The sequence below is a fragment of the uncultured Ramlibacter sp. genome, from assembly GCF_936925435.1.
Lineage (GTDB): Bacteria > Pseudomonadota > Gammaproteobacteria > Burkholderiales > Burkholderiaceae_C > Ramlibacter.
This window is the reverse complement of record NZ_CAKZHQ010000005.1, coordinates 218,820-245,701: the sequence shown is the minus strand read 5'-3', so window position 1 is coordinate 245,701 and position 26,882 is coordinate 218,820. Positions and strand designations below refer to the sequence as shown.

Below are 26,882 nucleotides of genomic sequence, written 5' to 3'. Positions count from 1 at the left end.
ATGGGCGGCTTCCAGGGCGACTTCGCCAGCCTGTCCGCCCACGACCTGGGCGGCGCCGCCATCAAGGCCGCCATCGAGCGTTCCGGCATCGCGCCCGCCAAAGTCGATGAAGTGCTATTCGGCAACTGCCTGATGGCGGGCCAGGGCCAGGCGCCGGCGCGCCAGGCCGGCTTCAAGGGCGGCCTGCCCGCTTCCGCCGGCGCCGTGACGCTGTCCAAAATGTGCGGCTCGGGTATGGAAGCGACCATGCTGGCGCACGACCAGCTCATGGCCGGCAGCCGCGACGTGATGGTCGCCGGCGGCATGGAGAGCATGACCAACGCACCCCACCTGCTGCTCAAGGGCCGCAGTGGCGTGCGCATCGGCCACGACCGCATCTTCGACCACATGATGCTCGATGGCCTGGAGGACGCTTACGAGCCGGGCCGTGCCATGGGCACCTTCGGCGAGCAATGCGCCGCCAAGTACGAGTTCAGCCGCGAGGCGCAGGACGCCTTCGCCACCACCAGCGTGCAGCGCGCCAAGGCGGCGACCGAGTCGGGCGCCTTCCAGGCGGAAATCGTGCCGGTGACGGTCAAGGGCCGCAGCGGCGAGACCGTGATCTCCATCGACGAGGGCCCGGGCAAGGTCAAGCTGGACAAGATTGCCACGCTCCGGCCGGCGTTCAAGAAGGACGGCACCATCACCGCCGCGTCCAGCTCCTCCATCAACGACGGCGCCGCTGCCCTGGTGCTCACCCGCGAGTCCACCGCCAAGGAGCTTGGCGCCAAACCGATCGCCCGCATCGTCGGCCACGCCACCTTCGCGCAGGAGCCCGAGTGGTTCACCACCGCGCCGGTGGGCGCCGTGAACAAGCTGCTCAAGAAGATCGGCTGGAGCGTCAAGGACGTGGACTTGTGGGAAGTCAACGAGGCCTTTGCCGTCGTCCCCATGGCCGCCATGAAGGAACTGGGCATCGCCCACGACATCGTCAACGTCAACGGTGGCGCCTGCGCCCTGGGCCATCCCATCGGCGCTTCCGGCGCCCGCATCCTGGTCACGCTGATCCATGCGCTGCAGGCGCGCGGCAAGAAGCGCGGCATCGCCACGCTGTGCATCGGCGGCGGTGAGGGCACGGCCATGGCCGTCGAACTGCTATAAAAACAGGAGCGGTAAGTCTTTATTCAGCGCGGGTTGAGGGCTGATTTGGCAGCTAGAATGCCCCACGCATGAGCACTGTCCTTGTCATCGGCGCGTCGCGCGGCATCGGCCTGGAGCTGGTGCGCCAGTACCGCGAGGTCTGGGACCGCGTCATCGCCACCGCGCGCGACGCCGCCGGCATCCGCCGCCTGGAGAAGCTGGGCGCGCGCGCCCTCAAAATCGACGTCGCCGACCCCGCCAGCATCAGCGGCCTGGCCTGGCAGCTCGAGGGCGAGAAGATCGACACCGCCTTCTACGTCGCCGGCGTCTACAGCACGGCCGGCGCCACCACGCCGCCCACGCAGGAGGAGTTCGACCGCCTGATGCGCACCAACGTGCTGGGCGCCATGCAGGCCATCCCCCAGGTGGCGCCGCTGGTCGAGGCCGCCAAGGGCAAGTTTGCTTTCCTCAGTAGCGAGATGGGCCACATTGCTGGCGTCGACAGCAGCCTGGGCTGGACCTACCGCGTCAGCAAGGCGGCCCTGAACATGGCGGTGGTGGCGGCGCAGAACGACTATCCGCAAGCCACCTTCGTGGCCATCAGCCCGGGCTGGGTCAAGACCGACATGGGCGGCCCCGACGCGCCCATGGAACTGGGCCGCAGCGTCTATGCGATGCGCCAGACGGTGGACGGCCTGACGCGGCGCCACAAGGGCGCCTTCCTCAACTACGACGGCCGTCGCTTCAAAGCCTGGTGAGCTTTTTGCATAGCCCTGGCGAGCGCCGTTTCTTCGTTTCTTCTTTCTTTGTTGTACCGGAGTGTTTTGATGTTGTTGTCCCGTTCCCTGTTCCGCCTGGCAGCCGTTGCGTCCGCCGCCCTGACCCTGGCCGCCTGCGGCAGCACGCCGCCGGCCGCCACCGCTGCACCGGCCACGGCCGCTGCGCCTGCCCGCGCGGCAGATGCCACCCTGCTGGCCGCCGCCACAGCCGAACAGACGCAAGTGGTCCGCACGCTGGAGAAACTGGTCAACATCGAGACCGGCACCGGCAACGCCGAGGGCCTGTCGGCCATGGCGCAGCTGCTCGAAGGCGAACTCAAGGGCCTGGGCGCCACCGTCACCCGCCACAAGGCCGCGGGCGACGTGGTCGGTGAGAACATCGTTGGCCGCATCGCCGGCACCGGCGGCAAGAAGCTGCTGCTGATCGCCCACATGGACACGGTCTACGTCAAGGGCACGCTGGCCAAGGCGGGCTTTCGTGTCGACGGCAACCGCGCCTTCGGCCCCGGCATAGCCGACGACAAGGGCGGCATTGCCGTCATCCTGCACACGCTCAAGCTGCTGCAGCAGCGCGGCTTCAAGGGCTACGGCCAGATCACGGTGATGTTCAACACCGACGAGGAAAAGGGCTCTTTCGGCTCGCGCGACCTGATCCAGAAGCTGGCGGCCGAGAACGACTACGTGCTGTCCTTCGAACCGACCATGGCGCTCAAGGAGAACCTGACCCTGGGCACCTCGGGCATCGCCTATGTCGAGGCCCGCATCAAGGGACTGGCCTCGCATGCCGGCGCCGCGCCGGAGCTGGGCGTCAACGCCTTGACCGAAGCGGCCGACCTGGTGCTGCGCACCCAGGACATCGACAACAAGGACAGCGGTCTGCGTTTCAACTGGACGGTCGCCAAATCCGGCCAGGTCTCCAACATCATCCCGGATGAAGCGGTGTTGAACGCCGACGTGCGCTACTCGCGCAACGAGGACTTCGAGCTGGCCATGAAGAAGCTGCAGGACAGCGCGCAGAAAAAGCGCCTGGCCAAGGCCGAGGTGCAGATCAACATCACGCGCGGCCGCCCGGCCTTCAATGCCGGCGTGGGCGGCAAGGCCCTGGTCGACAAGGCCGTCGCCATCTACAAGGAAACCGGCGCCGAGCTGGCCATCATCGATCGCACCGGTGGCGGCACCGACTCGGCCTATGCAGCCCTGTCGGGCAAGCCCACCATCGAGAGCCTGGGCCTGCCCGGCTTCGGCTACCACAGCAACCAGGCCGAGTACGTGATGATCGACGCCATCCCGCGCCGCCTCTACCTGGCCTCGCGCATGGTGATGGACCTGGGTCAAGGGAAATAAGGGGCTTCCATGCTGCTCAATGACGACCAGCTGATGGTGCGCGACGCGGTCCGCGCTTTCGCGCAGGAGCAGCTGTGGCCGAACGCCGCGCAATGGGACCGCGAGCACACCTTCCCGCACGAGGCGCACAAGGGCCTGGCGGCGCTGGGTGCCTACGGCATCTGCGTGCCAGAGGAAGACGGAGGCGCCGGCCTGGACTACCTGAGCCTGGCCGTGGTGCTGGAGGAGATCGCCGCCGGCGACGGCGGCACCAGCACGGCCATCAGCGTCACCAACTGCCCGGTCAACGCCATCCTGATGCGCTATGGCAGCGGGGCGCAGAAAAAGCTGTGGTTGACCCGCCTCGCGCAGGGCGAACTGCTGGGCGTGTTCTGCCTGACCGAGCCGCATGTGGGCAGCGATGCCTCGGCGCTCAAGACCACGGCAGTGAAGGACGGTGACAGCTACGTCATCAACGGCGTCAAGCAGTTCATCACCAGCGGCAAGAACGGTCAGCTGGCCATCGTCATCGCCGTCACCGACAAGGGCGCCGGCAAAAAGGGCATGAGCGCCTTCCTGGTGCCCACCGACACGCCCGGCTATGAGGTGGCGCGGCTGGAGGACAAGCTGGGCCAGCATTCCAGCGACACCGCGCAGATCAATTTCGACAACTGCCGCGTGCCGGCCGACAATCTGATCGGCGCCGAAGGCGAGGGCTACCGCATCGCCTTGTCGGCGTTGGAGGGCGGCCGCATCGGCATCGCGGCGCAGAGCGTGGGCATGGCGCGCAGCGCCTACGAGGTGGCCGTTGCCTACGCCAAGGAGCGCCAGAGCTTTGGCACGGCCATCATCAACCACCAGGCCGTGGGCTTCCGGCTGGCCGACTGCGCGACGCGGCTGGAGGCCGCGCGCCAGCTGATCTGGCACGCTGCCAGCCTGCGCGATGCCGGCCTGCCCTGCCTGAAGGAGGCGGCCATGGCCAAGCTGTTCGCCAGTGAGATCGCCGAGGAAGTCTGCAGCGCCGCCATCCAGACCCTGGGCGGCTACGGCTATGTCAACGACTTCCCGGTCGAGCGCATCTACCGCGATGTGCGGGTCTGCCAGATCTACGAGGGCACTTCGGACGTGCAGAAGATCATCATCCAGCGGGCCCTGTGATGGAGAGCGACTGGCCGGCGGACGCCGAGGCCCTGATGCGCTCGCGCTACCAGGCCTTCGTCGAGGGCGACGCCGCCTGGCTGCTGGCCAGCTGGCACGCCTCGACCCGGCCGCCGTCGATTGAATTCGAGCCCGGCGCGAAGTGGCTGGGGCTGGAGGTGCGCGGACACCGGCTGGTCGATGCCGACCACGCCGAAGTGGAATTCGTCGCCCGCTGCCGCAGCGCTGGCGGCAAGGCGAGCCGCTTGCACGAGCGCAGCCGCTTCGTGCGGGAAGAAGGCCGTTGGTACTATCTGGACGGTGAAACTTCCTAAGCGTGTCTGGTTGTCCTTCGCCCTGGCGCTGGTGTCGCTGGCGATCTGGTCGGTCCTCATCGAGCCGCGCTGGATCGCCGCGCGGGCGCTGAACCATTCCATTGCGGGCTGGCAGGGCCCGCCAGGCCTGAAGGTGGCGGTGGCCTCCGACTGGCATATCAGCCGGCAAGGCCTGCTGCGCGTGATGACGCTGGAGCGGGCGCGCCAGGTGGTCGATGAGATCAATGCCGCCCGGCCCGACGCCATCCTGCTGCCGGGCGACTTCATCGCCGGCCGCGACAGCGGTTTTCCTGCTGCGGACGAAGAGATCGCCCAGGTGCTGGGCGGCCTGAAGGCGCCGCTGGGCGTGTACGCCGTCCTGGGCAACCACGACTGGAGGCAGGGCGGGCCCGCCTTCATGGCGGCGCTGCGGCGGCAAGGCATTACCGTGCTGGACAATGACGCTACCCCGCTGCGCGGAACGGCGCTATGGGTGGTCGGCGTCGGCGACCATTCCACCGTGCATTCGCTGCCGGTCCAGGCCGTGGCAAAGCTGCCCGCCGGCGCGCAGGCACTGGCGCTGATGCACGATCCCGCTAGCTTCCGCAGGCTGCCGCCGGTGCGCGGCCTTGTGGTGGCCGGCCACACGCATGGTGGCCAGGTCCAGATGCCGTTCTGGGGCGCGCTGATCGTGCCGGGCACAATCCCCCGGTCCTGGGCCTACGGCTGGGTCGAGCGCGGTAGCAACCGCATGTACGTGACCAGCGGCCTGGGTGTGAGCATCCTGCCCCTGCGATTCAACATCCGGCCCGAATGGGTCCTGTTCACCATCAAGGATGGAAATCTTTCCCCATGAGCAAGTTGCCTGAATTCGATGCCGTGCTGTTCGACTGCGACGGCGTGCTGGTCGACAGCGAACCCATCACCAACGGCGTGCTGCGCGACATGCTCGAGGAGCTGGGCTGGACGCTCACGCCGGCAGAATGCATGCGCATCTTCGTCGGCAAGGCGGTCAAGGACGAGGTCGCGCTGATCGAGTCGCGCACCGGCCAGCGCATCACCGAAGACTGGATGGCGCGCTTTCGCGAACGGCGCAACGAAGGCCTGGTGCAGCGCGTGCAGGCCATCGATGGCGCGGTGCAGGCGGCGGCGCAGCTGTACGCGGCCTTTGCCGGCCGCATTGCCTGTGCCTCCGGTGCCGACCGTTTCAAGGTCGAATTGCAGATGGACAAGTGCGGCCTCATGCCCTACTTCAAGGGCCGCATCTTCAGCGGCCACGAGATGCCGCGCTCCAAGCCGGCGCCCGACGTTTACCTGGCGGCGGCCGCCGCCCTGGGCGTGCCGGCCTCGCGCTGCGCCGTGGTGGAAGACACGGTGACTGGCGTGACCGCCGGCGTGGCCGCCGGCGCCACGGTGTTCGGCTACAGCCCGCCCGAAGCCGGCCACGACGCGCCGGAGGCCTTGCGCAAGGCCGGCGCCGCGCGCATCTTCACCAACATGGCCGACCTGCCCGGGCTGCTGGCCGCGCCCACCCACCCCTGACGCGCCATGGTGCAGGCTCGCGCTGTTTTCGGGCTGCTGTTGCTGGCGGCGCTGGCGGGCTGCTCCACGGCGCGGCCCTGGACCAATGCCGCGCTGGACCATGCACCGACGCCGGGCGCCGTAGCGGCGGTGGCGGCGCGCGACCCCAGCACCCTGGTCGCCGTCACCCTGTCGGGCGGCGGCGCGCGCGCAGCTGCTTTCGGCTACGGTGTGCTGCAGGAGCTGCGCGCCACGCCCTGCTGCGGCAACGAGCGCGGCAGCAACATGCTCGAAGCCGTCGACGTGGTCAGCGGCGTCTCCGGCGGCAGCATCATCGCGGCCTACTTCGCCGCTTTCGGCGGCCAGGGGCTGGACAATTTCGAGCGCGACTTCCTGCGCCAGAACTTCCAGCAGGGTCTGCTCTCGCAGCTGCTGCGGCCAGGCAATCTGTGGGACCTGGGCTCGCCCTGGATCGGCCGCAGCCAGTTGCTGGCGCGTCAGTTGGACACGCTGTACCAGGGCATGACCTTCGGTGACATCGAGCGCCGGCCGCGCCATCCGCAGCTGCTGGTGACGGCCACCGACATGTCGCTGGGCACTGGCTTCGAGTTCACGGCCGACCAGTTCGAGCTGATCTGCTCGGACATCGGCAGCGTTCCCCTGTCCTTCGCGGTCGCGGCATCCTCGGCTGTGCCCATCCTGCTCAGCCCGATGACGCTGAAGAACCACAGCGAGACCTGCCGCGAGCGCGGCATCGTGCCGCAGCTGGTGGCGCCGGCGACGCATGGGAACTACCGGGCGCGCATGTTGCGCGTGCAGGAGAACAGCTATCTGGACGGCCGCGCGCGGCCCTTCATCCACCTGGTCGACGGTGGCCTGGCGGACAACCTGGGCGTGCGACGCCTGCTGGACCGGGCTGTGGCCGGCGGTTTGCGCGCGAGCTTCAGCGAGGTCGCCCTGGCGCCGGGCAGCATCCACCGGCTGGTGCTGATCATGGTCAACGCCGCGCGCGACCCCAGCGCCCAGGTCGATGCCAGCGACAGAGTGCCCAGCGTCCCGGATGTGGCCGATACGCTGCTGATCAGCGCCGGCGCGCGTGCCGCGCGCGAGACCCAGGAGTTCCTGGCCGACACCGCCTGGCAATGGCGCGAGAACCTGCGCCAGCGCAGTGCGGACGGCGCCGACGTGTTCGCGCCGGACGCCAGGATTCATGTGGTGAAGATCAACCTGCACGACGCCGCCGAAGGCCCGGGGCGCCGCAGCCTGCTGCACATCCCGACGGCTTTCTCGGTCGGCGATGCCGAAGTCACCAGTCTGATCGAGGCCGGCCGCAGCGTGCTGCGGGAGTCGCCTGACTTCCTCGAGCTGCTGCGCTCACTGGGTGTGGCGCAGCAACCTTGAGCGGGCGCAGGTCACTGGCCGCTGTGCGGCTGGCCGGCCAGTTGGGTGCCGCTGCGCTGCAGCGCGCGCGCCTGGGCCAGATGCACCGAACCGCTGTCTTCGCCGTTGAGGGCGGCGACCTCATTGCGCGAGGCGATGTAGGCGGCCACCACCTGCTCGCGGCTGGTCGTGCTCTTGAAGCTGCGCAGCGGGTTGTAGGAGATGGACCAGGGGTTGACGCCGGCCTGCTTGTACGCGGTCAGCTCGGCCTGCACGTCGGCGCGGCTCCTGCTGCCCTGGAACTGGACGGCGTACTGGGAGCTGTCGGCTTCGTCGGCGCGGGCACCGAACGAGGCGGCCGCAGCGGCGGCGATGAGCAGGGCGGAAGCGATCTTGCGGTTCATGGTGGTTTCCTTTCGAGCGGTTGCGGGGTCGCCCGGTCCGGGCGCTGTGGCCAGCGCGCTTGTTTCGCGCCGTCCATGCAGCCACTGTAGAAAACCAGATTGATGCGGGACTTAGCGTTTTCTTAGCTGGGCGTGACGGCGCAGGCCGGTGCCAGGGCGCCGGCGGCGGGCGGATCGCGCTGCAAGACCACGGGGGCCGCCGCCGGCGCGCTCTCGCCGCCCAGCTGCACGCCGACCTGGCTGCTGGCCTCCTCCGTCCCGTTGAACTGCAAGCGCAGGATCGCAGGCTCGGAGCTGCTGCCGGCCGCCGTGCGGGTTTCCAGCGTGCCTTGCAGCACGGCCAGGCCGTTGCCATCGACCACCCAGTCGCCGCTGAAGAAGAAGCGACGGCAGGCGGTCAGCAACTCGACCCGCTGCTCCTGCAGCAGCAGCTGGACCGGTTCGCAATCGGACAGGCAGCTCGCGCCTGGCGGCGCGATGCCCATGCTGGGGCCGGCGGTGCTGAAGCTGCCCGGCATGTGGATGGGGCCGGTCCCGGTGCCGCCGGTGCCCGGGCCGCAGGCGGCCAGGCAGGCCAGCAGCAGGACAGTCGCGAGGCGGCGCAGGGGATCAAGCAGGGTCGTCATCGTTGTTTGCTGCATAGAAGTAAGTCCCGAAGCGGGCGCGGTGCACGCGCTGGTTGGCCGTGGCATGAATCTGGTCGTGCTCATAGCGCGCCTGCGCTTCGCGCATGACAGCGCGAAAAGCCTGGCGCCAGACGCGGGCGGACACCAGGTGCAGGTGCTCGACGGAGTCGGCCGTCAGTTCGTCCACGAACACCGACTGCTCCAGGTAGTTGTGCTCGCCGTCGGCATTGAGACTGGCGGCCGCCACATGGTCGTGCAGGTTGTCGCGCAGCAGCACCATGGTTTCGGCAAAACCCTGGCGCGGTACGAAACCCGGCGCGAGCAGCTGCACCAGCGAGTCGGTGTTCTGCGCGATGCCCAGGCGCTCGAGTTCGGCCAGCATGGCGCGGGCGCGGAAGTCGCTGCTCACCGCGCTCACCAGCGCGTCGAAGCTGGGCGCCGGCCCATAGCGGGGCAGCGGCAGGGGCAGGCCTTCGGCGTCCAGGTAGGCCGGATCGCTGAGCCAGCGGGCCACGACCTGGCTGGAGAGGTTTTTCGGCTCGTCTTGGGCGTCCTGCGCGCGCGGCCCGGTGCCCGCTGCCAGCAGGCCCAGCGTGCGCACATCGCGTCGGTGCACGCCGGACAACAGGCTCAGGGCGCTGTCGGTCTGCTTCTGGCCGGTGCTGCGCAACTCGTCGCGGGCAGCCTCCAGGAAGACCTGCTTGAGGGCGGCGGCAAACGCCGGGTAGGCAACGCCATGGCGCAGCAACAGGCGTGCGAGCGGCTTGAGCACGCGCAGGACAGCGGCAAGGACGAGGGCGGAAGGTGACTGCGGCAAGAGGGCGCTATCGTAAATCAGCGGGTTGACCGTTTAATATTTGAGGAATATTATCCCGCAAATATAAACTTTCGCCAAAGGCTTTTCCATGTTGGCCCGCCGTCTTTTCCTGCTTGCCGCCAGTTGCCTGCTCGCTTCCTGTGGAGGGGGCGGCGGCGATGGCGGGCAGCAGCCCGAACCCGAAGTCGTGACCTTTGCCTTTCGCATCCAGGGCGCCGGCGAGGAGCAGGAATTCCGCTACGCCACCTCGTCGCAGGAGTTCATCGCCAAGGCGCGGGCCCAGCTGTCGCTGCCTGTCGTGGGCCGTCCGCAGTTCCCGGCCGGCCCCATCGCCGCCGGCAGCAACGGCGTCAACCTCAACTGGAACTGGCATTTCACCGACCTGTCCTTCACCGAATCGGCGATGGCGGCGTGCGACGGCACGCCGGCACTGGTCGAGGTCGATCTGCCCAACTGGCTGCGCTCGGTGGGGCGCTTTTGCCCCTGGAGCGGCTACGTCTACGCCGAAGTCAAGGGGTCCCACACGCTGCGCGGCATGGCGGTGGGAGAGACGCGCGAGATTGCCCAGGAAACCATGCGCATCGAGTTCAAGGACGTGAGCGATTCGCGCTGCGGCGCGGCCCAGATGTGCATCACGCCGGGTGCCGCTACCGCCCAATTCAACGTGCGCATCGGCGCAGGCGCGGCCCAGCCGGTGACCCTGGTGCTGGATGCGAGCCAAGAGGCCCAACAGGCCGTGGTGGGAGGTTACCGCCTGCGTTTTGAGCGGCTGGACCCCTACCCGATCAATGCGCCCTATCCCAAGGAGCAGTACCGCGCCACCCTCAGCGTGCGCAAGCTGTAGCCGGGCGGCCCTGCCATGCGTCCCGCGCCCCCCGATCTGCCGGCCAGCCTGTTCGCCCTGGCCTTGCTGGCCGCCATCGTCGTCTTCGGCCTGCTGTTCGACCACATGGCGTTCTAGCTGCCTGTGCCATCATCGCCCGACCATGAGCGATATCCCTCTTTTTGACATCGGCGTGCTCGATGGCGGAACGCCCGCCGTGCGCCGCGCGCTGGCGGCGCAGATCGGTGCCGCCTGCCGTGACACCGGCTTTTTCGCCATCACCGGCCATGGCATGGCCGGCACGCAGATGACCGACGCCTTTGCCGCGGCGCAGCAAGTCTTCGCGCTGCCGGCTGCCGCCAAGCAGGAACTGGCCATCGCCAGGCATGGCCACAACCGCGGCTACGTCGGCCTGGGCGTGGAAGCGCTGGACGAGAAGACCGCGCCCGACCTGAAAGAGGCCTACAACCTCATCTGGACAGATGGTGTCACGCGGCCCCCCAACATCTGGCCCGACCTGCCCTTGTGGCGGGAGCGCGTGCAGGCCTATTTCGACGCAGCGCTGGCCATCGGCCGCCGCCTGCACCAGGCCTTTGCGCTGGACCTGGGCCTGGAGCAGGACTTCTTCGCCGACAAGCTCGATGCGCCGCAGGCAACGCTGCGCCTGTTGCACTATCCCGCCACGGTGGCCGGCGACGCGCCGCCCGGCCTGCGCGGTGCTGGCGTCCACACCGACTATGGCAATGTGACCCTGCTGGCCACCGACGGCGTTGCCGGCCTGCAGGTACAGCGCCGCGGCGGCGGCTGGACCGACGTGCCCTCGTTGCCGGGGGCCTTCGTCTGCAACATCGGCGACTGCCTGATGCGCTGGTCCAACGATGTCTATGCCTCGACGCCGCACCGCGTGCTGCCGCCGCAACGCGAGCGCTATTCCATCGCCTTCTTCCTCGATCCCAACCCCGAGGCCCTGGTCAGCGCCATCCCCAGCTGCGTGCCGCCCGGCCAGGCGCCGCGCCATGCCCCCGTCACCGCGGCGCAGTATCTGCAGCAGCGCTTTGCTGCCACCTACGGCCACTGAGCTGCCGGCCCGGTAGCCATCCGCCGTATGGCGCGGGCGGCGGCGTTGCCGTAGATTGGCCGCCCATGCGCATCCTGCTGACGGCCGACCTGCACTACACGCTGCGGCAGTACGACTGGCTGCTCGGCGCGGCTGCCGGCTTCGACGCCATGGTGCTGGCAGGCGACCACATGGACGTGTCGTCAGCCGTTCCCGCCGAGGTCCAGATCGCCGCGCTGTCGGCCAGCCTGGCGGCGCTGGCCGGCCGCACCCGGCTGCTGGCGTGCTCCGGCAACCATGACCTCAACGCGCGCAACGGCGCCGGCGAGAAGACGGCGGACTGGCTGGCTCCCCTGCGCAGTGCGGCGCTGGCCGTGGACGGCGACACGGTCTGCATCGGTGACACGCTGTTCACCCTGTGCCCCTGGTGGGACGGTCCGGACGCCAGGCTGGCACTGGAGCGTCAGCTGGAAAGCGCCGCGGCCCAGCGCACCAGTGCGCAGCAGCGTTGGGTCTGGGCCTACCATGCGCCGCCGGACGGCGCGCTCAGCTGGAACGGCAGGCGCCACTACGGCGACCCGGTGCTGCCCGAGCTGGTCGCTCGCCATGCGCCCAGCGCCGTGCTGTGCGGCCACATCCACGAAGCGCCGTTCAGGTCGGGTGGCTCCTGGATCGACCGCATCGGCGCCACCTGGCTGTTCAATGCGGGCCGGCAGATCGGCCAGGTGCCGGCCCGCATCGAGATCGACTTCGAGCGCGCCACCGCCCGCTGGATCTGGATGGAAGGCATGGAGGAGCGCTCGCTGGCGCAGTGAGCGGGCGTGGGGCCCTTAATAGTCGGGGACGTCGCCGCGCTCGGAGCCGGGCCGCGCGCCGGCCGGTTGCATGTCCATCAGCCGCGCCAGGACCTGGTCCATCAGGGCCAGATGGCTGTCGGTTCCCGCATATTGGCGCTTGATGTCGACCAGGTAGGCCGTGACCGCCAGCAGGCGCCGGGCCAGCAACTGGGCGATGGCGTGGGTCAGTTCAGGGTCCTGGCGCACCTTGGTGCCCGCCTGCTCCAGTACATGGACCGTGCTGTCCATGGTGGCCACCACGTCGGCGGTGGGGGGCGACTGCAGCAGGACGGAGATCTCGCCCAGAAAGGCCCCGGGCTCGCTGATCACGATCACCCGCACGCCGTTGCGGACCACCTCGAAACTGCCGCTGCGCAGGATGTACAGGCGGTCGGTCCGCCCACCCTCCTGGATCAAGGGGGTGCCGGCAGCGACATGCTGCTGCGGCAGACCGCCGCACAGGGCAAGGACATCGGACATGGAGCCAGTGTAGTGGCCAGCCCAGGGGCGGGGAAAAAACAACGCTGTACGGAAATGCCCATTCCTTTCCGTCAGGCATTGGTCTTAGGATGGCTGGAGCCGGGCGGATTTGTTCAAGCTGGGCCCGTCGCTGCGAGAACCATGAAAACAACAAGCCTGACCGAGTACAGCAATCTTCTTCTGACCATCTACCGCCAGGCGCAGGAACTTCCCGTCCACGAGTTCCAGGATTGCATCCTGTCGGCGATCAAGCCCAGCCTGCCGTTCGACTCCTCGATGTGGGGGACGGCGCGCATGACGGACCAGGGCATCGACATCCACAGCCTGCACCTGCACAACACCACGCAGGCGATGATCGACGCCTACGAGAAGGTCAAGCACCTCGACAAGGCCGCCATGCGCGTGACGCAGACGCCGACGGCGACCATCGCCTTCAATACGGGCACGGATTTCCCCGGCGCGGAAATGGACAGCTACCGCGAGTTCCTGCACAAGTTCCGCCATGAGAACATGCTCATCACCTCGGACATCCATCCCGTGACGCGCTTCGCGCAATGGGTGTCGCTGTACCGGGCCGACCCGCGCCAGGTCTGCACGGCGCAGGAGACCGAGCTGCTGGCGTGCCTGGCGCCGCACCTGATGCAGGCCCTGGCCATCAACCGCCTGGTGCACCTGGACCGGCTCACGGGCGACACCGCCCGCGAGAAATGGGCGGTCGCCATCGCCGACAGCCGTGGCGTGGTCTACCACGCGGACCCGCGTTTTCGCCAGCTGCTGCGGTCCGAATGGCGCATGGACAGCGGTGAAGAGCGGCTGCCGCAAGCCCTGCTCGAGCGCCTGCTGGCCGAGGACAGTCAGCTCACCGGCGAGCGCGTGGTGCTGCGGCGCAGCCTGGAGCGCGGCCTGCTGTTTCTCAAGGCCAGGGCGCGCGAGGACGTCGACAACCTGAGCGCGCGCGAGTTCCTGATCGCGCGCCTGCTGGTCAGCGGGCTGACCCAGAAGGAGGTGGCGGCCCGCCTGGACCGCTCGCCCGAGACCGTGCGCAGCCATGTCAAGGGCATCTTCGACAAGCTGGACATCAACAACGTCGCCATGCTGGCGCCCATGCTGGCCCTGCGCGAATAGGCCTAGCCCTCGCTCTCGACCTTCGCCACTTCTTCGCCGATGTCCGCCATCGCCTCGCGCAGGGCCTGGACCATGAAGTCCAGGAAGGCGCGGGTGCGCAGCGGCATGAACTTGCGGCTGGGCAGCACGGCCACCAAGCCCACCCGCTCCGAGATCCAGGGGCTGAGCACGCGGCGGATCCGGCCTTCCCGGATGTAGGGCACCAGCAGCTCCAGCGGCTGGACGCTGATCCCGGCGCCGTCCATGGTGGCGCTGAGCAAGGTGTCGCGGTCGTTGGTCATCAGCACCGCGGGGACATCCAGCTCGATCGTCCGGTCGCTGTCGGTGGGATCGAGCAGCACCAGGGGGCGCAGCCGCACGCCGGGCGTGCGGTGCCGCAGGCAGCGGTGCTCCAGCAGATCTTGCGGCTGCTTGGGCATGCCGTGGCGCACCAGGTAGGACGGCGACGCGCAGAGCACGTGCCGGCTCTGGATGATGGGCCGCGTGATCACGTCGGCATCGACCCGCGTGTCCGCGGTCAGCACGGTAATGTCGTAGTCCCCGATGACGGGGTCGGGCGAATCCTCCACATGCAGGTCCAGCACCACGCCGGGGTGCAGCAGCTGGAAGCGGGCGATCGCCGGCGCCACCACCCGCCGCGCCGTGGCCAGCGGCGCATGGATGCGCAGCACGCCGCTCATCTCCTGGGTGTTGGACTGGACGGCGGTCTGGGCTTCGTCGATCTCGGCCAGGATGACGCGCAGTCGGGCCAGATAAATCTCGCCGGCCGGCGTGAGGGACTGGCGCCGCGTGGTCCGGTGCAGCAGGCGCACGCCCAGGTGCTGCTCCAGGTCGCTGACCAGGCGGGTGACCACCGCAGGCGCCAGGTCCAGCTTGCGGGCGGCGGCCGCAAAACCGCCTTCATCGACGACCTCCTGGAACACGCGCATCGACTGCAACCGGTCCATTGCTTCTCCTGAAATGGGTAATTATTGAGAATACAGCAATAAGAAGTTGATGCCAGCGCTATTTTTTGATCGGTTAAGGATGAATACAGTACATGCATCGGCGCGAGACACCTCCTGAAGAGGAAGGCCCCCACCGAGCTGGACACGAGAGGAATCAGCCTCCCTGCCCGGAAACAACCGCAAACCGACAGATCCAAAGGAACCACCATGAACGCCACCAAGATTCTCGCCATCGCCGCCATTGCCGCCGCCTCGTTCGGCGCCCAGGCTGACGAAGCCGACGCCTCGCAATACGGCGTCCAGTTCAACGGCGGCAAGAGCCGCGCTGAAGTCCAGGCCGAGCTGGCCAGCTACAAGAAGACCGGTGTCAATCCCTGGTCGATCTCTTACAACCCGCTGGCAAAGTTCCAGAGCGCCACGACGCGTGCCCAGGTGACGGCCGCCTACATCGCCGACCGCGACCAGGTCGCTGCCCTGACCGGCGAAGACAGTGGCTCGGCCTTCCTGACCGCTTCGGCGCCCCGCCGCGTGCGTTCGGCCCTGGCTGGCGAATAAGCCCAGGCGCCCGTCGCCCCAAAAAAGCCGCCTCCGGGCGGCTTTTTCCGTTGCTCAGTGCGCAACCGGACCGAAGATGGCCTGCGGCTGCCCCGTGCGCATGGCCCAGTAGCGGTCGCCGTAGGAGTAGTGCCACCACTCGCGCACGTAGTTGACGAAGCCCTGGCCTTCCATGGCCTGCGCCAGCAGCAGGCGGTTGGCCTGGGCGGCGGCCGGCAGCGCGGCATGCCGGGTCTCACAGAACTGCGCCGGCACACGCACCCAGTCCCTGGCCTGCATCCCGAAGTCGATCACCGCGCCATCCGCACCCACCAGTTCGACGTCCACCGCGCCGCCGGTGCTGTGCGGCGGCAGGTTGGGGCTGCCGTCCCAATGCCGGGGCGGGGCAATGAGCAGGCTGGCGCGTTCATGGACCTGCTGCGGCGTGAGGCCCGGATGCGCCTGGACCACGCGGGCCTGCTCCTCGTCGAACAGTTGTTGCTGCACGGCCAGGCTGCGCAGGCCCTCGTACAGGCGCAGCCGCAGGCCGGCGGGCAGGCCCTCCTGCACGCGCAGCAGGCGCGTGTAAACCTGACTGCGCACCCAACAGTAGTCCGGCGCTGTGGCCGGGCATTCGGGCGGCGGCCCATAGAGCAGGCCGCCTTCGGCGCGGATGTCGACCAGCGGGTCGCCGCAATCGACCACCGGGATGCGGTCCAGGCTGGAGGAGGTGGGAAGTGCCATGTGGGGGATCGGGGCGGTGTCATCCGCCGTCCCGGTGCGAGCCCCAGAGCGCAAGGGAGTTCCCTGGCGCGGGAAGCTCAGCCGCGCTGCAGGGCGCGAAACTGCGCCGGCGACTGGCCCGTCCACTGGCGGAAGGCGCGGATGAAACTCTTCTCGTTGCGAAAGCCCGCGGCGGCGGCCACCTGCTTGACCGGCTGCTCGCTGCGGCACAGCAGGTCGCGGGCGCGCTCGCCGCGCACCTCGTCCTTGAGTTGCTGCAGGCTGGCGCCTTCTTCCTTGAGCTGGCGGTGCAGGGTGCGCGGCGAGACATGCAGGGCCGCGGCGACGTCCTGGGCGCTGTGCGAGCGCTCGGGCTGTGCCGCCAGGGCCAGGCGCACCTGTTGCACCAGCAGGCGGTCGCGCCGGTACTGCAGCACCGTCAATGGCAGGGCGCGCTGCAGCATGGCGTGCAAGGCTTTCTCGTCACGCCGCAGCGGCAGCGCCAGGTAGCGCGCATCGAAGCGGATCGCGGCCCGGGGCGCGTCGAACTTCAACGGTCCGGGAAACATGTGGGCATAGGCGTCGGCATGCGGCGGCGCCGGGAAGGGAAAGCGCGCGCCCTGCAGCGGGATGCGCGAATCGATGAACCAGCAGGCCAGGCCATGGATGTTGCGCAGCACATGGACCAGGCTGAACTCGCGCGAGACGGCGTGGTCGGCGTTCTCCTGCACCACGATGGCGGCCTGCTCGCCCTCGACCACCAGCTTCAGGCAGAGGTCATCCGTCAGCAGGGCGTGGTGGCGGCACCAGCGTTTGAGGGCCAGGCCCAGCGTGGGCGAGCTCAGGGAGGCGCGGGCCAGCATGCCGTAGCTGCCCCAGGGCAGCTTGCGACCGAAGGCGCCCAGCGCTTCGTCGCCCAGCTCCTGCATGGCGGCGCCCGACAGCAGTTCCATCTGGCGCGCCGTGATGCGGGCGGCCGGCTTGTGCACGCTGGCTGGCGTGATCTGTACCAGCTTCAAGAGCTTGGCGGGGGAGCGGCCGTCGCGCTGGTAGGCGGTGAGGATCGCGGCAACATAGGCCATCGGTGTGGCGGCGGCAGGTGCTGGAACGGGCCGGGCGGGCATGACACGATTTTGCCATCGATGGCAGGATTTGCTACCACGATGGCGGCCGCGGGCGTCGCGGCCGCTGCGCAGGTGGCGCGCTTGGCGCTAAGGTGTCAGCCACAGCGCCAGCCGAGGAGACACATGCCAGTTCTTGAGACCCAACTCAACGCCCGATCCGCCGACTTCCAGGCCAATGTCGCCGCCATGCGCGCCGTGGTCGACGACCTGAAGCTGCAGGTGGACAAGGCCGCCGCCGGCGGCGGCGAAACCTCCCGCGCCCGCCACGTGGCGCGCGGCAAGCTGCTGCCGCGCGAGCGTGTCGCCATGCTGCTGGACCCCGGAACGCCCTTTCTCGAGCTGGCGCCGCTGGCCGCGCACGGCTTGTACAACGGAGATGCGCCCTGTGCCGGCGTCATCGCGGGGATTGGCCGCGTCAAAGGCGTGGACTGCATGGTGGTCTGCAACGACGCCACGGTCAAAGGCGGAACCTACTACCCGATGACGGTCAAGAAGCACCTGCGGGCCCAGGAGATCGCCCAGCAGAACCGCCTGACCTGCATCTACCTGGTGGACTCCGGCGGGGCCAACCTGCCCAACCAGGACGAGGTCTTCCCCGACCGCGACCACTTCGGCCGCATCTTCTACAACCAGGCCAACATGAGCGCCGAGGGCATTGCCCAGATCGCTGTCGTCATGGGCTCGTGCACGGCAGGCGGCGCCTACGTGCCGGCCATGAGCGATGAGACCATCATCGTCAAGAACCAGGGCACCATCTTCCTGGGCGGCCCGCCCCTGGTGAAGGCTGCCACCGGCGAGATCGTCAGCGCCGAAGACCTGGGCGGCGGCGACGTCCACACCCGGCTGTCGGGCGTGGCCGACCACCTGGCGCAAAACGACATGCATGCCCTGGCCCTGGCCCGCCAAGCGGTAGCCACGCTGAACAAGACCAAGCATGGCGGCCAGCAGCTGCAGCCGCCGCGCCCGCCCAAGCACGCCGGCGAGGAGCTGTACGGTGTGGTGCCCGCCGACACCCGCAAGCCCTACGACGTGCGCGAGATCATCGCCCGCATCGTCGACGGCAGCGAGTTCCACGAGTTCAAGCAGCGCTTCGGCCCCACCCTGGTCTGCGGCTTCGCCCACATCGAGGGCATGCCGGTGGGCATCATCGCCAACAACGGCATCCTGTTTTCCGAGTCGGCGCAAAAGGGCGCGCACTTCATCGAGCTGTGCTGCCAGCGCAAGGTGCCGCTGGTCTTCCTGCAGAACATCACCGGCTTCATGGTCGGCAAGAAGTACGAAAGCGAAGGCATTGCCCGCCACGGCGCCAAACTGGTGACGGCAGTGGCCACGGCCAACGTGCCCAAGTTCACCGTGATCATCGGCGGCAGCTATGGCGCCGGCAACTACGGCATGTGCGGCCGCGCCTATTCGCCGCGCTTCCTGTGGATGTGGCCGAACGCGCGCATCTGCGTGATGGGCGGCGAGCAGGCTTCGGGCGTGCTGGCCACGGTCAAGCGCGATGGCATCGAGGCCAAGGGCGGCAGCTGGAGCGCGGAAGAGGAAGCGAAGTTCAAGCAGCCCATCCTCGACCAGTTCGCCCTCCAGTCCCATCCCTACTACTCCAGCGCCCGCCTCTGGGACGACGGCGTGATCGACCCGGCCGACACGCGCCGCGTGCTGGCCCTGGGTCTGTCGGCGTCCATGAATGCGCCCATCCCCGAACCGAAGTTCGGCATCTTCCGCATGTGAACACGACGATGTCCAACGCCTCCATCTACGACAGCCCCGAGCACGAGCTGCTGCGCGACCAGGTGGGCAAATTCATCGCCCGCGAGGTCGAGCCGCATGCCGCGGCCTGGGAGGAGCAGGGCTTTGTGCCGCGCGAAGTCCTCAAGCGCATGGGCCAGGCCGGCCTGTTCGGCCTGATGTACGAAGAGCAATACGGCGGGGCCGGCGCCGACGCGATGACCAATCTGGTGTTCGCCGAAGCGCTGTCGCAGTCCACCTTTGCCGGCTTCATCATCACCGTGCTGGTCCACACCGACATGGCCAGCCCGCACCTGCACCACGCCGGCAATGCGGCGCAAAAGGACAAATACCTGCGCAAGGTGGTCGCCGGCGAGCTGATCACCGCCGTCGGCATCACCGAGCCGGGCGCCGGCTCCGACGTGGCCGGCATCCGCAGCACGGCCAAATGCGATGGCGGTGACTGGGTGCTCAACGGCACCAAGATGTTCATCACCAACGGCGTCCATGCCGACCTGTACTTCGTCGCGGCCAAGACCGGTGCGGGCAAGCGCGACATCTCCATGTTCATCGTCGAAAAAGGCACGCCGGGCTTCACGGTGGGCCGCGCGCTGAAGAAGACCGGCTGGCTGTCCTCGGACACGGCCGAACTCATCTTCGACAACGTGCGCATCCCGGCGGCCAACCTGCTGGGTGAGGAGGGCAAGGGCTTCTACTCGGTGATGAAGAACTTCCAGACCGAGCGCATCGCCCTGGCCGCCATGGCCGTCGGCCATTGCCAGCAGGCCTTGCAGCTGACGCTGGACCACGTGCGCCAGCGCCAGGCCTTCGGCGGCCCGCTGTGGGACCAGCAGGTGATCCGCCAGCGTCTGGCTATGGCCGATGCGAAGACACGGGCGGCGCGCGCCTTCATGTACCACTGCGCCTGGCGCGTGACCCAGGGGCACGACATCGTGCAGGAGGTCTCCATGCTCAAGGCCCTGAGCGGCGAGCTGGTCAACGAGGTGGTGCAGACCTGCCAGCAATTCCACGGCGGCATGGGCTTCATCCGCGAGACGGCGGTCGAGCGCCTGTGGCGTGACGCCCGCGTGCTGGCCATCGGCGGCGGCGCGACCGAAGTGATGCTGGAAGAAGTCGCCAAAAGGTACTGAAGATGCAACACCTTCTTTTGTCATTCGAAGCCGGCGTGGCCACCGTCACGCTCAACCGACCGGAAGTGCGCAACGCCTTCAACGACGAGGTCATCGCCGAACTGACCGAGGTCTTCCTCGATCTGCGCAGCCGTGCCGAGGTGCGTTGCATCGTGCTGGCGGCCAGTGGCACGGCCTTCTGCGCCGGCGCCGACCTCAACTGGATGAAGCGCATGGCCTCGTATTCGCGCGAGGAAAACCTGGCCGATGCCACCGCGCTGGCGCGCATGCTGCAGGTGCTCTACGAATGCCCCAAGCCAACGATCGCTCGGGTACAGGGTGACGTCTATGCCGGCGGCACGGGGCTTGTGGCGGCCTGCGACATCGCCGTGGCCGTGGCCGGCGCCAACTTCTGCCTGAGCGAGACGCGCCTGGGCCTGATCCCCGCCACCGTCGGACCTTACGTGGTTCGCGCCATGGGTGCGCGCCCCGCGCACCGCTGGTTCCTCACGGCCGAGCGCTTCGATGCCGCCGAGGCACACCGCATCGGTTTCGTCCACGAGGTGGTGGCGGCCGATGCGCTGGACGCCAAGGTGACCGAGATCGCCCAGGCCCTGGTCAACGCCGGCCCGATGGCGGTCAAGGCCTGCAAGGCCCTGCTGCAGGACGTGGCGGACAAAGAGATTTCACCGGTCCTGGTGCAGCGCACGGTGGAAGGCATTGCCGACATCCGTGTCAGCGACGAGGGCCGCGAGGGCATCCAGTCCTTCCTGGGCAAGCGCAAGCCCGGCTGGCACCAGCCCTCTCCCAACACCGGCCCCACGCCCCAAGAAAGCTGAAACCATGTTCCAGAAAATCCTGATCGCCAACCGTGGCGAAATCGCTTGCCGGGTCGCCGCCACCGCGCGCCGCATGGCCATCCGCACCGTGGCGGTGTACTCCGACGCCGACGCCAATGCCAAGCATGTGGCGGCCTGTGACGAGGCCGTGCACATCGGCGGCAGCGCACCCAAGGACAGCTACCTGCGCTGGGAGCGCATCATCGAAGCGGCCAAGGCCACGGGCGCGCAGGCCATCCACCCGGGCTACGGCTTTCTCAGCGAGAACGAGGAGTTCGCCCAGGCCTGCGCCAGCGCCGGCCTGGTCTTCATCGGCCCGCCCGCCTCCGCCATCCAGGCCATGGGTTTGAAGGCCGAGTCCAAGCAGCTGATGGAAAAGGCCGGTGTGCCCCTGGTGCCCGGCTACCACGCGGCCGACCAGGACCCGGCCCTGCTGAAGAAGGAAGCCGGCCGCATCGGCTATCCGGTGCTGATCAAGGCCAGCGCCGGCGGTGGCGGCAAGGGCATGCGGGCGGTGGACAAGGCGGAAGACTTTGATGCCGCGCTGGCATCGTGCAAGCGCGAGGCGATCAACAGTTTCGGCGACGACGCCGTGCTGATCGAAAAATACGTGCAGCGGCCGCGCCACATCGAGATCCAGGTCTTCGGCGACACGCACGGCGACTGCGTCTGGCTGTTCGAGCGCGACTGCTCGGTGCAGCGGCGCCACCAGAAGGTGCTGGAAGAGGCGCCGGCCCCCGGCATGACCGAGGCCATGCGCAAGCGCATGGGCGAGGCGGCGGTGGCCGCCGCCAAGGCCGTGGGCTATGTGGGCGCGGGCACGGTGGAGTTCATCGTGGAGCAGCGTGCTGGCGGTGAAATGGATTTCTTCTTCATGGAGATGAACACCCGCTTGCAGGTGGAGCATCCCGTGACCGAAGCCATCACCGGCCTGGATCTGGTGGAGTGGCAGCTGCGCGTGGCCCATGGTGAGCCCTTGCCGTTGCGCCAGGACCAGCTGACCATCCATGGCCATGCGATCGAGGCGCGCATCTGCGCCGAGAACCCCGACAACAATTTCCTGCCCGCCACCGGCACGCTGCGCGTCTACCGCAAGCCGGCGTGCACGGCCTTTGCCCCGGCGCAGCTGAGCGACACAGGCGTCGCGGTGCGGGTGGACGACGGCGTGCGCGAAGGCGACGCCATCTCGCCCTTCTACGATCCCATGATCGCCAAGCTCATCGTCCATGGGGCCACGCGCGAGCAGGCCCTGGCCCGTCTCGACGCCGCCCTGGCCCAGACCCACATCGTCGGCCTGGCGACCAACGTGCAATTCCTGCGCCATGTGGTCAAGAGCCCGTCCTTTGCCCAGGCCAACCTGGACACGGCGCTGATCCAGCGCGAGCAGGCCGTGCTGTTCCACCAGGAGACCGTGGGTCTGCCGATGGCGGCGGCCGCCGCGGTCAGCACGGCGCTGCTGGAAGAAAAGGCAACGGAGGGCGCCGATCCCTTCAGCCGGCGCGACGGCTGGCGCTCGCATGGCGTGACCACGCGGCGCTTCGAGTTCGAGTTCGGCGGCGAGCACGCCAAGGCCGAACTGGCCTACCTGCATGACGGCGCGCTACAGCTGACGGCGGGCGGCGTCAGCGCCAGCCTGGCCTTCACGCCCACCGACCAGGGCATCGACATCCGCTACGCTGGCCAGCGCAGCCTGGCCAGGGTCTACACCCAGGGCGAGACCGACCATGTGTTCACGCCGCAGGGCGCGACCCAGATCATCGCCATCGACCTGCTGGCCCACGCCGGCGAAAGCCAGGCCGAGGCCGGCCGTCTCACCGCGCCCATGCCAGGCAAGGTCGTGTCCTTCGCCGTCAAGGCCGGCGACAAGGTCACCAAGGGCCAGGCCCTGGCCGTGATGGAGGCCATGAAGATGGAGCACACCATCGCCGCCCCCGCCGACGGCGTGGTCGCCGAGCTGCTGTTCGCGGCGGGGGACCAGGTGGCGGAGGGCGCGGAGCTGCTGAAGCTGCAGTGACCAGGCTGGTGCGGGCAAAGAGCCGCACAAAGCATCGGCAAACCAGAGCGGTCAAAATAGGACCATGCGAATTGCTTTCTGCTGCACCAACACCAAGGCTGAGCCCTGGCTCCAGGGCCTGCGGGCCGCGTTGCCCGGCGCGACGGTGGAAGAATGGGCGCCCGGCGCGCCCCAGGCCGACCACGCCGTGGTCTGGACCCCGCCCCAGCAGTTCCTGGACGAACAACCGGGCCTGCGCGGCATTTTCAACATCGGCGCCGGCGTGGACGCCCTGATGAAGCTGGAGCTGCCGGCCGGCGCCCAGGTGGTGCGCATCGACGACGGCGGCATGGCGGTGCAGATGGCGGAGTTCGTCTGCCATGCCTTGATCCGCCATTTCCGCGAACTCGATGCCTACGAAGACGACATCGCCCAGGGCAAATGGTCTTACCGCAAGCCGCGCAGCCGCGCCGAGTTTCCGGTCGGCATCATGGGCCTGGGCGTGCTGGGCGAGCGCGTGGCCCAGGCCGTGCGCCAGTTCGACTTCCCGGTGCTGGGCTGGAGCCGCACGCCGCATGCGATCGAGGGTGTGGAGTGCTTTGCCGGCGCGCAGCAGTTCGATGCCTTTCTGGTGCGCAGCCGGGTCCTGGTCTGCCTGCTGCCGCTGACGCCGCAGACCGAAAACATCATGAACCGCGGCAACCTGGCCAAGCTGCAGCCCGGCGGCTATGTCATCAACGTGGCGCGCGGCGGCCATGTGGTCGACGAAGACCTGCTGGCCTTGCTGGACAACGGCCACCTGGCCGGGGCCACGCTGGATGTGTTCCGCACCGAGCCCTTGCCGGCCGGCCATCCGTTCTGGTCCCACCCGAAAATCAGCACCACACCGCACACCTCGGCGCGCACCCTGCGCGAAGAGAGCATCGCCCAGATCGCCGGCAAGATCCTGGCGATGGAGCGCGGGCAAGCCGTCGCCGGCGTGGTCGACCCGCAAAGAGGATATTGAAACCATGCAACTGCCCAGCAAAGTCAAGATCGTCGACGTCGGCCCGCGCGACGGCCTGCAAAACGAAAAAGGCGAGGTCCCGGCCGAGATCAAGATCGGCCTGGTGCACCGCCTGCAGGACGCCGGCCTGACCGAGATCGAGGTCACCAGTTTTGTCTCGCCCAAGTGGGTGCCGCAGATGGCGGACGCGGCCCAGGTCATGGCCGGCATCGAGCGCAAGAGCGGCGTGCGCTACTCGGTGCTCACGCCCAACATGAAGGGCTTCGAGGCCGCCGTCGCCAGCCGGCCCGACGAGATCGTGGTCTTTGCCGCCGCCAGCGAGGCCTTCAGCCAGCGCAACATCAACTGCTCCATCGCCGAGAGCATCGAGCGCTTCGCGCCGGTTGTCGCGGCGGCCAAGGCGCAGGGCATCTTCGTGCGCGGCGCCATCTCCTGCGCGGTGGGTTGCCCTTACGAGGGTGAGGTCGCGCCCGAGCGGGTGGAGATGGTGGCGCGCCTGCTCAAGGGCATCGGCGTGCAGCATGTGGGCGTGGCCGACACCATCGGCGTGGGCACGCCGCTCAAGGTGCAGCGTGCCATGGAAGCGGCGCTCAAGCATTACGGAATCGATGATGTTTCCGGCCACTACCATGACACTTACGGCCAGGCCCTGGGCAACACCCTGGCCTCGCTGGAAATGGGCGTGTGGCAGTACGACACCTCGTCGGCCGGCCTGGGCGGCTGTCCCTATGCCAAGGGCGCGACCGGCAACGTGGCGACCGAGGACGTGGTCTACATGCTGCACGGCATGGGCATCGACACCGGCATCGACCTGGACAAGCTGATCGACGCAGGCAAGTACATCAGCGACTTTCTGGGCCGCAAGCCCAATTCGCGCGCGTCCACCGCCATCCTGAACAAAAGGGCAGGGTAGGGCGCATGGACTTGCATCTGTGGCTGGCCTACTTTGCCGCCGCCTGGCTGATCGCCCTGTCGCCTGGCTCCGGCGCCGTGCTGACCATGAGCCACGGCCTGGCCTACGGCGTGCGCAAGACCTCGGTCACCATCGCCGGCCTGCAGCTGGGCCTGTCGGTGACGCTGCTGATCGCCGGGGTGGGTGTGGGCGCCGTGCTGGTCGCCTCGGCCAGCGCCTTCCTGGTGGTCAAGGTGCTGGGCGCGGCCTACCTGATGTGGCTGGGCTGGCGCCAGTGGCGCACGCGTGCCAACCCCGATGACGCTGCGCCGGCCGTGGTGGCCGATGCCAGCGGCCTGAGCGCACGCCAACGCCTGCTGCGCGGCCTGCTGACCAATCTGACCAATCCCAAGGGCATCGTCTTCATGGTGGCCGTGCTGCCGCAGTTCATCGATCCGGCGCGCCCCATGGCGCTGCAACTGCTGGTCCTGCTGCTGACCACCATCGTCGCCGACACCATCGTCATGCACGGCTACGCCTGGCTGGCGTCGCGGCTGCGTGGTCTGTTGCGCTCGGCGCGGGCGCGCACGGCGCAGAACCGCCTGTTCGGCGGCGTGCTGATGGCCATGGGCGCCAGCCTGCTGCTGGTGCGCCGCGGGTCTGCGGCGGGGCACTGAGATGTGCGGCGCTGAACTGCATTCGCTTCCCGAAGGCGTGCAGCGCGTGGCGCGCGTGCTGCAGGAGAGCGGCCATCCGCATGCGCCGCTGATGCTGGACGGCGCGGCGCGCACCGCGCAGGAGGCGGCCGACGCCCTGGGCATCGCCGTCGGCCAGATCGCCAAGAGCATCATCTTCCGGCGCAAGTCGGACGACGTGGCCGTGCTGGTCATCACCTCGGGCGACCGCCGGGTCGACGAGAAGAAGGTCGACGCCATTGTCGGCAAGACGGGCCGGGCGGATGCGCAGTTCGTCAAGGAACGCACCGGTTACTCCATCGGCGGTGTCTCGCCCATCGCCCATGCGCAAAAGCCTGTGACGCTGATCGACCGCGAGCTGTTCCGCTTTGAGGAGATCTGGGCCGCGGCCGGCCATCCGCACGGCGTCTTCAAGCTGCGGCCGCAGGACCTGGAGCGCCTGACCGGCGCGCCGGTGGCCGACGTGGTGCAGCAGGTGGCGTCTTGAGCCATGCCGCGCTTGCTCTCAAATTGAGAGCGATTCAGGTCCATTTGACGGGTGCTGGGGGCGCATCTGGCTCCGAAGCCGTGCCCTCACCCTGCGTTTCGGTCTGCCGCATGGACGCGGCCACAGGCCTGTGCGAGGGCTGCCTGCGCACGCTGGACGAGATCGCCGCCTGGGGCCGCATGGACGAGGGCGCCAAGCGCGCCACCTGGGCCCTGATTGCGCAGAGGTTGGCCGCATGAAGCAGATCAGCTTCTGGCTGGACTTCATCTCGCCCTACGCCTACCTGGCGTTCGAGCAGCTGCCCCAGGCCTTGCAGGGCCACAGCTACAGCGTGGCTTACAAGCCGGTGCTGTTCGCCGGCATGCTGGCCCACCATGGCCAGCTGGGCCCGGCCGAGATCGCGCCCAAGCGCGACTGGAGCTACCGCCAGGTGCTATGGCTGGCGCAGCGCCACGGCATCTCCATGCAGTTGCCGGCGGCCCATCCCTTCAACCCCTTGGCCTTGCTGCGTCTCGCGCTGGCCTGTGGCAACCAGGGCCAGGTGAACCGCCATGTCTGCGAAACCATCTTCCATCACGTCTGGCGCGGCGGCGCTGATGCAGCCGATGCGGTGCGCTTCGAAGCGCTGGCCCAGGCCTTGAAGCCCGCGCGCGCGGCGGACAGCGACGAGGTCAAGGCGCAACTCAAGGCCGGCACGCAGGAAGCGATCGCGCTGGGCCTGTTCGGCGTGCCGGCGATGGCAGTGGACGGCAAGCTGTTCTGGGGCTTCGACGCCCTGCCCATGCTGCGTTCTTACCTTGACGGCGAACCCTGGTTTACCGGCGGCGACTGGGAAAGCGTGCAACAACTGCCTTCGGGCATTTCGCGCAAGCCCCAGGGTTAACCCCTGGCGCTGCGGCGCACTCTCCGCATCGCGAAACGGCTTCTGCGGGTTTCACCCTAAATCGTCAGTGCCCGTTCAGTTTGGTGCAAGCCCCTGTTGGTTTGACGTCAGAGCGGGGTCAGAGCCTGCTCCAAGAATGCGCCACGTGCCCATTCCGGGC

29 protein-coding genes and 1 pseudogene are annotated in these 26,882 nt (G+C 68.4%); 23 read left to right on the top strand and 7 right to left on the bottom strand.

The window, feature by feature from the left end; translation table 11 throughout:
- From Q0632_RS06565 to Q0632_RS06530, 8 genes and pseudogenes are all read left to right on the top strand, one after another.
- Positions 1–1,140: acetyl-CoA C-acyltransferase (locus tag Q0632_RS06565; RefSeq protein ID WP_298926026.1), on the top strand; the 1,140-nt coding region annotated here is incomplete at its 5' end.
- A gap of 68 nt (positions 1,141–1,208) precedes the next feature.
- Positions 1,209–1,877, top strand: coding sequence for an SDR family oxidoreductase (locus tag Q0632_RS06560; protein ID WP_298926023.1), 669 nt, complete (start codon positions 1,209–1,211; stop codon positions 1,875–1,877).
- 75 nt (positions 1,878–1,952) lie between these two features.
- Complete coding sequence (locus Q0632_RS06555) at positions 1,953–3,242, top strand: glutamate carboxypeptidase (RefSeq protein ID WP_367181172.1); 1,290 nt, start codon at positions 1,953–1,955, stop codon at positions 3,240–3,242.
- Between the two features lie 9 nt (positions 3,243–3,251).
- Positions 3,252–4,379: an acyl-CoA dehydrogenase family protein gene (locus tag Q0632_RS06550; RefSeq protein ID WP_298926017.1), complete on the top strand. Its 1,128-nt coding sequence runs from the start codon at positions 3,252–3,254 to the stop codon at positions 4,377–4,379.
- Positions 4,380–4,399: 20 nt separating this feature from the next.
- Positions 4,400–4,693 (top strand): annotated as a pseudogene (locus Q0632_RS06545) (YchJ family protein); the annotation flags it as partial.
- Positions 4,680–5,528 (top strand): metallophosphoesterase, encoded by an 849-nt coding sequence (locus Q0632_RS06540; protein ID WP_298926014.1) that lies wholly within the window; start codon positions 4,680–4,682, stop codon positions 5,526–5,528. The pseudogene Q0632_RS06545 and the gene Q0632_RS06540, both read left to right, overlap by 14 nt.
- Entirely contained in the window at positions 5,525–6,214 is a 690-nt protein-coding gene (locus Q0632_RS06535; protein WP_298926011.1) for an HAD family phosphatase, read from the top strand. The genes Q0632_RS06540 and Q0632_RS06535 overlap by 4 nt, the downstream gene beginning before the upstream one ends.
- 6 nt (positions 6,215–6,220) lie before the next feature.
- On the top strand, positions 6,221–7,594 hold the full coding sequence (locus Q0632_RS06530; RefSeq protein WP_298926006.1) for a patatin-like phospholipase family protein: 1,374 nt from the start codon (positions 6,221–6,223) through the stop codon (positions 7,592–7,594).
- Positions 7,595–7,605: 11 nt separating this feature from the next.
- Here Q0632_RS06530 and Q0632_RS06525 read toward each other — a convergent pair whose 3' ends face one another.
- The 3 genes from Q0632_RS06525 to Q0632_RS06515 form a co-directional block, all read right to left on the bottom strand.
- Positions 7,606–7,977, bottom strand: a complete 372-nt coding sequence (locus Q0632_RS06525) for a DUF4148 domain-containing protein (protein WP_298926003.1) — start codon at positions 7,975–7,977, stop codon at positions 7,606–7,608.
- 122 nt (positions 7,978–8,099) lie between these two features.
- Positions 8,100–8,603: a hypothetical protein gene (locus tag Q0632_RS06520; RefSeq protein WP_298926001.1), complete on the bottom strand. Its 504-nt coding sequence runs from the start codon at positions 8,601–8,603 to the stop codon at positions 8,100–8,102.
- Positions 8,587–9,420: a DUF6502 family protein gene (locus tag Q0632_RS06515; RefSeq protein WP_298925998.1), complete on the bottom strand. Its 834-nt coding sequence runs from the start codon at positions 9,418–9,420 to the stop codon at positions 8,587–8,589. Before Q0632_RS06515 ends, Q0632_RS06520 begins: the two co-directional genes overlap by 17 nt.
- Positions 9,421–9,508: 88 nt before the next feature.
- On the opposite strand from Q0632_RS06515, the gene Q0632_RS06510 reads away from it, so the two are divergent.
- The 3 genes from Q0632_RS06510 (at position 9,509) to Q0632_RS06500 (ending at position 12,115) form a co-directional block, all read left to right on the top strand.
- On the top strand, positions 9,509–10,264 hold the full coding sequence (locus tag Q0632_RS06510) for a hypothetical protein (RefSeq protein WP_298925997.1): 756 nt from the start codon (positions 9,509–9,511) through the stop codon (positions 10,262–10,264).
- 142 nt (positions 10,265–10,406) lie between these two features.
- Complete coding sequence (locus Q0632_RS06505; RefSeq protein WP_298925994.1) at positions 10,407–11,321, top strand: 2-oxoglutarate and iron-dependent oxygenase domain-containing protein; 915 nt, start codon at positions 10,407–10,409, stop codon at positions 11,319–11,321.
- A gap of 65 nt (positions 11,322–11,386) precedes the next feature.
- A complete protein-coding gene (locus tag Q0632_RS06500; protein ID WP_298925991.1) occupies positions 11,387–12,115 on the top strand; it encodes a metallophosphoesterase in 729 nt (242 codons plus the stop codon).
- A gap of 15 nt (positions 12,116–12,130) precedes the next feature.
- Here the strand turns inward: Q0632_RS06500 and Q0632_RS06495 are convergent, their stop codons facing one another.
- The gene (locus tag Q0632_RS06495; protein WP_298925988.1) at positions 12,131–12,616 is read right to left on the bottom strand and encodes a cyclic nucleotide-binding domain-containing protein; all 486 of its coding nucleotides are present in this window, start codon (positions 12,614–12,616) and stop codon (positions 12,131–12,133) included.
- 141 nt (positions 12,617–12,757) lie between these two features.
- Here Q0632_RS06495 and Q0632_RS06490 point away from each other — a divergent pair, with 141 nt between their 5' ends.
- The gene (locus tag Q0632_RS06490; RefSeq protein ID WP_298925985.1) at positions 12,758–13,741 is read left to right on the top strand and encodes a LuxR C-terminal-related transcriptional regulator; all 984 of its coding nucleotides are present in this window, start codon (positions 12,758–12,760) and stop codon (positions 13,739–13,741) included.
- 2 nt (positions 13,742–13,743) lie between these two features.
- Here the strand turns inward: Q0632_RS06490 and Q0632_RS06485 are convergent, their stop codons facing one another.
- Positions 13,744–14,688, bottom strand: a complete 945-nt coding sequence (locus tag Q0632_RS06485; RefSeq protein WP_298925983.1) for a LysR family transcriptional regulator — start codon at positions 14,686–14,688, stop codon at positions 13,744–13,746.
- A gap of 207 nt (positions 14,689–14,895) precedes the next feature.
- Here Q0632_RS06485 and Q0632_RS06480 point away from each other — a divergent pair, with 207 nt between their 5' ends.
- Positions 14,896–15,243, top strand: a complete 348-nt coding sequence (locus Q0632_RS06480) for a DUF4148 domain-containing protein (protein ID WP_298925980.1) — start codon at positions 14,896–14,898, stop codon at positions 15,241–15,243.
- A gap of 54 nt (positions 15,244–15,297) precedes the next feature.
- Here Q0632_RS06480 and Q0632_RS06475 read toward each other — a convergent pair whose 3' ends face one another.
- On the bottom strand, positions 15,298–15,966 hold the full coding sequence (locus tag Q0632_RS06475; RefSeq protein ID WP_298925977.1) for a M15 family metallopeptidase: 669 nt from the start codon (positions 15,964–15,966) through the stop codon (positions 15,298–15,300).
- Between the two features lie 77 nt (positions 15,967–16,043).
- A complete protein-coding gene (locus tag Q0632_RS06470; protein WP_298925975.1) occupies positions 16,044–17,069 on the bottom strand; it encodes an AraC family transcriptional regulator in 1,026 nt (341 codons plus the stop codon).
- A 123-nt stretch (positions 17,070–17,192) separates the two neighbouring features.
- Here Q0632_RS06470 and Q0632_RS06465 point away from each other — a divergent pair, with 123 nt between their 5' ends.
- The 10 genes from Q0632_RS06465 (at position 17,193) to Q0632_RS06420 (ending at position 26,722) form a co-directional block, all read left to right on the top strand.
- Positions 17,193–18,800 (top strand): carboxyl transferase domain-containing protein, encoded by a 1,608-nt coding sequence (locus Q0632_RS06465; RefSeq protein ID WP_298925972.1) that lies wholly within the window; start codon positions 17,193–17,195, stop codon positions 18,798–18,800.
- Positions 18,801–18,808: 8 nt separating this feature from the next.
- On the top strand, positions 18,809–19,948 hold the full coding sequence (locus Q0632_RS06460) for an acyl-CoA dehydrogenase family protein (protein WP_298926049.1): 1,140 nt from the start codon (positions 18,809–18,811) through the stop codon (positions 19,946–19,948).
- Positions 19,949–19,950: 2 nt separating this feature from the next.
- Positions 19,951–20,766, top strand: coding sequence for an enoyl-CoA hydratase/isomerase family protein (locus Q0632_RS06455; RefSeq protein WP_298925969.1), 816 nt, complete (start codon positions 19,951–19,953; stop codon positions 20,764–20,766).
- A 4-nt stretch (positions 20,767–20,770) separates the two neighbouring features.
- On the top strand, positions 20,771–22,780 hold the full coding sequence (locus tag Q0632_RS06450) for an acetyl/propionyl/methylcrotonyl-CoA carboxylase subunit alpha (RefSeq protein ID WP_298925966.1): 2,010 nt from the start codon (positions 20,771–20,773) through the stop codon (positions 22,778–22,780).
- A gap of 64 nt (positions 22,781–22,844) precedes the next feature.
- Positions 22,845–23,765: a glyoxylate/hydroxypyruvate reductase A gene (locus tag Q0632_RS06445; protein ID WP_298925964.1), complete on the top strand. Its 921-nt coding sequence runs from the start codon at positions 22,845–22,847 to the stop codon at positions 23,763–23,765.
- 4 nt (positions 23,766–23,769) lie between these two features.
- Positions 23,770–24,678 (top strand): hydroxymethylglutaryl-CoA lyase, encoded by a 909-nt coding sequence (locus Q0632_RS06440; RefSeq protein WP_298925962.1) that lies wholly within the window; start codon positions 23,770–23,772, stop codon positions 24,676–24,678.
- A gap of 5 nt (positions 24,679–24,683) precedes the next feature.
- Positions 24,684–25,334, top strand: coding sequence for a LysE family transporter (locus Q0632_RS06435; RefSeq protein ID WP_298925959.1), 651 nt, complete (start codon positions 24,684–24,686; stop codon positions 25,332–25,334).
- A 1-nt stretch (position 25,335) separates the two neighbouring features.
- On the top strand, positions 25,336–25,839 hold the full coding sequence (locus Q0632_RS06430) for a YbaK/EbsC family protein (protein WP_298925955.1): 504 nt from the start codon (positions 25,336–25,338) through the stop codon (positions 25,837–25,839).
- A gap of 44 nt (positions 25,840–25,883) precedes the next feature.
- A complete protein-coding gene (locus Q0632_RS06425) occupies positions 25,884–26,078 on the top strand; it encodes a DUF1289 domain-containing protein (protein WP_298926046.1) in 195 nt (64 codons plus the stop codon).
- Positions 26,075–26,722 carry a 2-hydroxychromene-2-carboxylate isomerase gene (locus Q0632_RS06420; RefSeq protein ID WP_298925952.1) on the top strand — a complete coding sequence of 216 codons (648 nt, stop codon included), beginning with the start codon at positions 26,075–26,077 and terminating at the stop codon, positions 26,720–26,722. Before Q0632_RS06425 ends, Q0632_RS06420 begins: the two co-directional genes overlap by 4 nt.
- Positions 26,723–26,882: the final 160 nt, after the last annotated feature.